Source organism: Vibrio sp. 10N.286.48.B8, assembly GCF_003050085.1.
In the GTDB taxonomy this organism is placed as follows: Bacteria; Pseudomonadota; Gammaproteobacteria; order Enterobacterales; family Vibrionaceae; genus Vibrio; species Vibrio crassostreae.
In genome coordinates, this window is the sequence record NZ_PIGD01000023.1 from 62,546 (window position 1) to 69,316 (window position 6,771).

Sequence of the window (6,771 nt, forward strand, 5' to 3'; positions counted from 1 at the left end):
TAAAGATTGAACCAAAACTCTCTAATTAAAAGCTCACTAATAAAATCAACACTTAATTAGATGTTACTTATATTTAACAGATTGTGACTAAATGGCAGAGTTTCTTTCATAAACAAATAAAGAACGCTTTTGTTATGACCACTCAAAAACACACCAGAATAAAACATGTGACTTTAATTCATATAATAGTCAGTTTATAGTCATCTAAATTGTTGAGAGAATTATAATAAAAATAAAACGTTGGCTATATGATCAGATTCGACCCGATTAAAAACCGTATTTATAACGACGAACGTTCTATTAAGATAGGATATCGTGAGACTCGCGTTTTAGAGTTATTACTCAAAAACTCACCTGAGATTGTGAACAAACAAGATATTATTAGCTTCGCATGGGGAAGCGAGTTCATTGGGGATACGTCACTTGCGAAGTGTATCAGCTTACTTCGCCAAGGGTTCGTTAAGCTTGGTATCAGAGAAACACCCATCGTCACGGTGCCAAAGGTCGGTTACCGCCTAATTGATGAATGCGTCTTTATTGACTCGCAACCACAAAGCGAAACCACTGTTCCTCTCACTCCTGTGAGTGACAAAGTTCCACTCGGTCATAGTAGTATTGCAGCCTCTATTGCGAGCAACGATACACCTGAATCCAAATCGACTTCACTTGCCTATTCTCAGGTCAGCTTATACAAAAACAGACTGTGTTACTTCATAACGGGCTGTTTGCTGTTGTCCTCGGCACTGTTGGCTTTTGCTAAGGTTCACGATAAAAGCCTTGGTGATATCGCCCCCTTTAACCGACTTAATGAACAATGGGTTGGGCAGGTACAAGTTTTTCAAGAAACAGAGATGTCCTTGAGCCCAGAACTCGAGGCTATTCTCTACAAATACCAATGCGATTGCGTAGCCTACATCAGCGATGAGCCAGGCTATTCAGAACTCTCCATGCTCAACAAGACAACACGTCAGTCCATCAATATCTTTTACACAGCCACGCAGTTAGATCGAGCGAGTGAAGAGATAAAATTATTCCTAAAGAGAGGCCAATTATGATGCCATTCGTAGCTCTGTTTTCCTCGTTAGCGTTATTGATTGGTATATGGAGTATTCCTTCTTCTCCTCCCCAAAAAGACCACCGTTATCAACATAGCGTGGTAGACCTTGTGTTAGATGGAAATGTATTACGAACTGATGGACTCACCAAAATAAGTGATAATAAGGTTCTGCATCTTATGTCCGTCCAAGATGACAACATGCCCGACCCGATTGTTCTACGATTCAGAGGTGAGGCTGGCCCTTCTCAATCCCTATTCTTTTCAATAGCTGGCACTATCGACTTAGTCTCGGTGCAAAAAATAAATAAAACGATGAATGACAGCTTATTGTCGCCCTACCTACTTATCAACAATGACCCTTTAACATTGAAGGTTGATATATTAAGTTCAAATGATCTATTTGCCATCATTCGAACATGTAATACAGGAAGAACTCAACTTTTGGCTAAACGATAATTTATCGCCGTTTGGCCACCAGCTGAATTCATTCCATTTTAATTAACACCGTTCTGAATATTACACATAAAAAACGAATGGTTATATTTATTACTGCATCAGTAAACATCTCTTGCATTTTGAGCATTCAATTAATCGAACGTTTAAAACACTGGATTAAATTTAAACATCCAAGTCTCATTTATCGCTTTACTGTTGACATTTACATCAAATAAAAACGATGTGAATAATATATCGCCTTTAGTACTTAACCATTCATTTCGCTCGCGATTGACCACGTCAAAAACTATTTGACGTTAATGTGTCAGTCATAACGCCTCATTTTTCTAAAAACGGTTTGAGCCCTATCAAACATTTTCTTTTTAGTTACAGCCTCTTTCACCGAACAAACAATTGAGACAATACAAACCATTGAATTAAAAGGGTAATTTAATTCAACCCTTTTCAGTATCTATCTATTTATCAACATGAAAAAGTGAACTTGTCTTGTTAACTGCACGGCACAAAAAACATTATCAAAATAGAAAAACTACAAATGAGGGAATTGTTAATGATCCGAATAAACAGAAGTCTCTTAGCAACCGCAGTGTTGTCTGTTCTATCTACTGGCGTAAACGCAAAAATTTACCCAGACCAAATAGTCCATGACCAACTTGGTGACGATGTATGTCGCTCTGGCTATCGCCCGTTAGACCGTTTTGAAGCGGAAGAGCAAAAGAGTGCTTTACTGGCTAGAATGGGCACTTGGCAGATCACAGGCTTAAAAGGAAACTGGGTGATAATGGGCCCGGGATACAACGGCCTTATTAAACAAGACACAACCAACGGCAAAACGTTCTGCTATCCGAACAATGACCAGTCTGAAATTCCAAACTACTCTGCTAAATCGGTTCCAGAAGGCAGCGAGTTGGATGTTCAATACGAGTTGGTCAATAACCGTAACGACTTTGTTCGTCCGTTAAGCTATTTAGCTCACAACCTTGGTTACGCATGGGTTGGCGGCAATAATAGTCAGTACGTGGGTGAAGACATGACGATCAACCGCTCTGGCGACAGCTGGGTGATACAAGGAAACAATGGTGGTTCTTGTAGTGGTTATCGCTGTGGGGAGAAAACCAAAATCACCGTCGACAACTTTGCCTACACCGTTAACGACGACAATTTTTGGCATGGCGATGTTGTTGAATCTGACCGTGAACTAGTGAAGACCGTTTACGCGACAGCAAGAAACAACAGTAATATCGCGCAACAAGTGGTTGTCGACCTGAAAGTAGATGAATCAACAAACTGGTCGAAAACGAACAGCTACGGATTCTCACAAAGTGTTCAAACAGAGAATACGTTTAAGTGGCCTCTTGTTGGCGAAACTAAGCTCACCATTAAGTTCGAAGCCAACCAAAGCTTCTCTAAATCCAATGGTGGCTCCACTAGCGAGCAAGTGACACTTCAAGCGCGCCCTATGGTTCCAGCAAACTCAGAGCTACCGATTCGAGTTGAGTTGTATCGTTCAAGTATCTCCTACCCTTACCGATTCAACGCCGACATTAGTTACGACGTTGAGTTTAACGGTTTCCTTCGTTGGAGTGGCAACGCATGGCACACACATCCGGATAACCGCCCTTACAAAGCCCACACCTTCACTATGGGTCGCGGCAGTGATAAATCTGCAGACATTCGCTACCAATGGGATCACCGATACATTCCAGGTGAAACCAAATGGTGGGACTGGGGCTGGGCAATTAAAGAAGCGGGCTTATCTAGCATGCAATACGCAACAGGCGGAAGCTTACGTCCCTTCCACTCTTACGTATCGGGTGATTTCTACGCAGACTCTCAATTTGCAGGCACCATTGAGATTGGCCAAGCAACACCGATTGCCAACAATCTACGCAGCAAAAGAAGCACTGATTCCGTCAACGAAACTACTGAACGCATTGGCGATATCGAAGTCACCACCAACTTCAATGCTGATGAGTTGAGTGACTTAGGTTTCGAAGGTGCTGAGATGAACATCAGCGTCGTTGAATAGCTACACCGTCAATAATTAGGCTGCAAATAACTACGCTGTGAAGAACTTCGTTGTTTAATAAGAGCGCTATAAAGTTCTACAAGCAATAAAACGCAAAAGCCCACGACACGTCGTGGGCTTTCATATGTTCTATTAAAAAACAGTGAACTACACAGGTTTTTCCATCAGAAGCTTAACGCCCAGCCCCACCAGCACCATGCCAGTCACTCCTTCCATCCACTTCATAAAGCTCGCATTCTTGAGCAAGTTTTTAGCAGAATTAAGAGCGCCAGCCAAACCACACTGCCACACCATCGCAATCATAAAATGGACCGAAGCCATCAACATAGATTGCAATAAAGGCGAACCTTCAGGGTTTACGAACTGAGGTAGAAAAGCCAAGTAGAAAACCGCCGTTTTCGGGTTAAGCACATTAGATAAAAAACCTTCACGCAAAGAACGTTTTGCACTGTAGGCTTGATGCGCTTGCTCGCCAACTTTCAACCCGCCGCCATTTTTCATCAAAGCGCGTAAACTGCTTAAACCAAGCCAAATCAGGTAAACCGCACCCACCATTTTAACGGCTTGAAAGAGTTCAGCTGATTGAGCAAGAATCGCAGAGATACCCACAGCAGAGAAAAAGGCGTGCACATAAAGACCACTACAGATACCAAAGCTGGTCATCACACCGTCAGATAAGCCAGAACGGCTCGTATTGCGAATTACCAAAGCCGTATCTAAACCCGGCGTTAGCGTTAAAATAGTGATGGCAATCAGAAATGCCTCAAAGTTCAAAATATCCATATCATTGTCATTCTTGTTCAGCTATCTATCATCAATACCGTGTATCTGAACAATTCGCAAGCAACAATTGCCATCAGCTATACAACTCACTGATTTTGTGCACAATGGTACAGTTTAATTTGTTAACAAATAGTAAATTACTGGCATATCACTGCCCTACCTTGTTTAGGCTATATCTTCTACTAAGAAGAACTGCCTCAGAAACAAAGTGAAGTGACCAACTTCAAAGTACTAAACATCGAGATGCCCCTTAAACTGATGCAGCCTTATGGGTCATTTAAAGAAACCAAATTAAGAGTAGTCAAATGAGCGCATTCAAAAAACTAGTCGAACACTCTCAAAAATGTTCACGCTTTCAACACCTAGCCTCTATTTGTGGTTGGGACCAAGCTTCCATGATGCCAGCTGGCGGTAACCAAGCACGTAGTGAAGCGATGGCCGAGCTTTCTGTTCATATTCACGGCCTAATGACTCAGCCACAACTTGGCGATTGGATTGCAGACGCTGAAAACGAAGCGCTGAACACCGAGCAACAATCGTCACTTCGTGAAATTAAACGCCAGTGGCAACAAGCAAACCTACTTCCAGAAAAACTGGTTGAAGCGAAATCTCTAGCGGGTTCAAAATGTGAACATGCGTGGCGTAGCCAACGCGGTAACAACGACTGGGTTGGTTTTGAAAAGAACTGGCGTGAAGTGGTTGAGTTATCACGTGAAGAAGCACAAATCCGCGCAGATGCCGCTAACTTAACTCCTTATGATGCGATGCTTGATATCTATGAACCGGGCACCAGCTCTGCTTCACTGGATATCTTATTTGCAGACGTTAAAACATGGCTTCCAACCCTGATTGACGAAGTGATCGAAAAGCAATCGAGCGAGCAATTTAACGCGCCATCTGGTATCTACTCGACTGAGAAACAGAAAGCACTGGGTTTAGAAGTCATGAAGCTGCTTCAGTTCGATTTTGAACACGGCCGATTGGATGAAAGTGTTCACCCATTCTGTGGCGGCGTGCCTTCAGACGTGCGTATCACAACGCGCTACGACGAAGCGGAATTCGTTCAAAGCTTAATGGGCATTGTGCATGAAACAGGGCACGCACGTTACGAACAAGGCTTACCAAAACACCTAGCAGGCCAACCGGCGGGCGAAGCACGCTCTATGGGTATCCACGAATCTCAATCTTTGTTCTTCGAGATGCAAGTTGGCCGCAGCGACCCGTTCATCGGGCACTTGGCGAATCTAGCAGGACAGCAGTTCTCAGGCTCGGAATTTGAGAAAGATAACTTCCAGAAGATCTACACACGCGTGAAGAAAGACTTCATCCGAGTAGATGCCGATGAGCTGACCTACCCTGCTCACGTTATCTTACGTTACGAAATTGAACGTGACTTGATCAACGGCAAGATCAAACACACCGATGTCCCTGAACTTTGGAACACTAAGATGCAGTCTTACCTTGGTTTAAGCACTCAAGGCAACTTCACTAACGGCTGTATGCAAGACATCCACTGGACAGACGGCGCATTCGGCTACTTCCCATCTTACACATTAGGTGCGATGTACGCGGCTCAGTTCATGGCTTCAATGAAGAAAACGGTTGATGTGAACTCAGTAATTGAAAGCGGTGATCTATCACCGATCTTCACTTGGTTAGAGTCAAACATTTGGAGCAAAGGGAGCCTGCTGAGTACCGATGATTTGGTGAAAGGCGCGACGGGTGAAACCTTGAATGCTCAATTCTTCAAAGACCATTTAAGAAGCCGTTACCTTTAATGGAATAGGCTGTATAGAACAGCGAATGAATTAAAGGCTGAGCAGATTACTGACTCAGCCTTTTTAATCACATTTTCAAAACATACTTAGGTTGATTTGAAGGCTTTATCCCTTAATCGAACTTAAAAATCACGGAATATCCTGGTACCTGCTAGCACGGAATTGGACAAAAATGCGTTTCGGAAAATAGAACATTAGCAAAATATGAATAACTAAAAGTATGGAAAGTCACTTAACTTGGTATCCAGTGTTGATGGAGCAGGTCATTTTGACAATGAACGTGATTAAAACTGCTCGATAAGTACTTGCAATTCTTGTTCTTGGTTCATGCTCGCTTACGATTCATTCCACCTATCACCACTCCTTATGCTGTCATTAAAATTCTTTATTATTCAGTGAGTTAATTTGCCCGTATTCTCTGGTATCTATTTGAAATACTAGGGAAACAAAAATGAAAAATGGGTTAGTCTGCACATTAGCAGTGATGTTAATTGTAGGGTGCAAAGAATCGAATGAGCCAAACGCTGCTGTAGTGGAACAACCGAGTGTCATATCACACATAGAGAAAACACCTGAGCTAGTCGCGGAATTAAAGGCACAAGAGACAATTGATGCTCAACTTAGGCTGCTTTATGAGCGTTTTGAACCCATGCTTGACCGCAGTGACT

The 6,771-nt window shown here is 42.7% G+C and carries 5 protein-coding genes and 1 pseudogene; 5 read left to right on the top strand and 1 reads right to left on the bottom strand.

Translation table 11 applies throughout. The features are described 5' to 3' along the window. Positions 1-248: 248 nt before the first annotated feature. The 3 genes from CWO08_RS20640 (at position 249) to CWO08_RS20650 (ending at position 3,542) form a co-directional block, all read left to right on the top strand. A complete protein-coding gene (locus CWO08_RS20640; RefSeq protein ID WP_102479689.1) occupies positions 249-1,055 on the top strand; it encodes a winged helix-turn-helix domain-containing protein in 807 nt (268 codons plus the stop codon). Then, complete coding sequence (locus CWO08_RS20645) at positions 1,052-1,513, top strand: hypothetical protein (RefSeq protein WP_102479690.1); 462 nt, start codon at positions 1,052-1,054, stop codon at positions 1,511-1,513. The genes CWO08_RS20640 and CWO08_RS20645 overlap by 4 nt, the downstream gene beginning before the upstream one ends. A 550-nt stretch (positions 1,514-2,063) precedes the next feature. Next, a complete protein-coding gene (locus CWO08_RS20650) occupies positions 2,064-3,542 on the top strand; it encodes an aerolysin family beta-barrel pore-forming toxin (protein WP_048662198.1) in 1,479 nt (492 codons plus the stop codon). Between the two features lie 147 nt (positions 3,543-3,689). Here CWO08_RS20650 and CWO08_RS20655 read toward each other — a convergent pair whose 3' ends face one another. Then, positions 3,690-4,325, bottom strand: coding sequence for a LysE family translocator (locus CWO08_RS20655; RefSeq protein WP_102479691.1), 636 nt, complete (start codon positions 4,323-4,325; stop codon positions 3,690-3,692). A gap of 305 nt (positions 4,326-4,630) precedes the next feature. On the opposite strand from CWO08_RS20655, the gene CWO08_RS20660 reads away from it, so the two are divergent. Next, entirely contained in the window at positions 4,631-6,103 is a 1,473-nt protein-coding gene (locus CWO08_RS20660; protein WP_108021009.1) for a carboxypeptidase M32, read from the top strand. Positions 6,104-6,554: 451 nt separating this feature from the next. Next, a pseudogene (locus CWO08_RS20665) lies at positions 6,555-6,771 on the top strand (chromosome partitioning protein ParA); the annotation flags it as partial.